Source organism: Sulfitobacter sediminilitoris (assembly GCF_010667575.1).
Lineage (GTDB): Bacteria > Pseudomonadota > Alphaproteobacteria > Rhodobacterales > Rhodobacteraceae > Sulfitobacter > Sulfitobacter sediminilitoris.
Genome location: NZ_JAABNT010000080.1, coordinates 1 through 946, shown reverse-complemented (window position 1 = coordinate 946; position 946 = coordinate 1). Strand labels below are relative to the sequence as shown.

The following is a 946-nucleotide window of genomic DNA, read 5'->3' as shown; positions in this document are numbered from 1 at the left end:
TCATGCCAAAAAGAGGAGATCTGATAATGACACATTCGTCCGACACGCTGAATTCTATTTCATATGATCACACGCTCGTTCTCGCGATTGAGTTGAGTAGCAGATCCTGGGTTTTAGCGGCGCAAGTGCCTGGCCTTCCGCAATCCAAGACTAGGAAAACAATCGCCCCCGAGAAGTTGGCCCTTGAAGATGCGATTGATGGGTATCGGACCCGAGCCGCTGCGGCCGGCCATCGGGTCGATTGTGTGATCGCGACTTATGAAGCTGGATGGAGTGGGTTCTGACTGGCGCGATGGCTGATCGCAAAAGGGGTCGAGGTCCACGTCATCCAGCCTTCAAGCGTCCCGGTGGATCGCCGCATGCGCCGCGCCAAGTCCGATGGTATTGACGCAGAGTTGCTGCTCCGCACCCAGATGGCATGGCTTCGAGGAGAGCCGCGGGTCTGCTCTATGGTGCCAATCCCGGATGAAGCGGACGAAGATGCGCGGCGAAGCATTCGCGAAAGGACAGAGCTTATCTCCGAGCGCGTTGGTCTGACCAACCGTATCGGCGCCGTCCTGGCGACACTGGGCGTTGAGGGCTACAACCCGCTCCTTTAGAGTCGGCGGCGTCGATTGGCGGATCTGCGCACCGGGCTGGGCGAGCCGCTGCCGCCAAACGCGCTCGCAAAGATCGAACGATTGTTAAGCAGGCTCGAGCTTGTACTCACCCAGATCGCTCAGTTGGCCCGCGAGCGTGATGCCGTAGTCGAGGACCCCGCCAATGATGAGGCTGGCAGAATGATCCAGCAGCTTTGCAAGCTACGTGGCATCGGGGCGCAGAGCGCCACCGTGCTGGTTCGCGAGGCCTTCGTACGCCACTTTGCCAATGGCAAGGCGTTGGGATCGTATGCTGGTCTTACGGCGACGCCTTACAACAGCGGAGGCGTGGAGCGTGAACAAGGGAT

At 59.4% G+C, this 946-nt stretch carries 1 pseudogene; it reads left to right on the top strand.

From position 1 onward, the window contains the following. Positions 1-26: 26 nt before the first annotated feature. Positions 27-946, top strand: a pseudogene (locus GV827_RS23195) (IS110 family RNA-guided transposase); the annotation flags it as partial.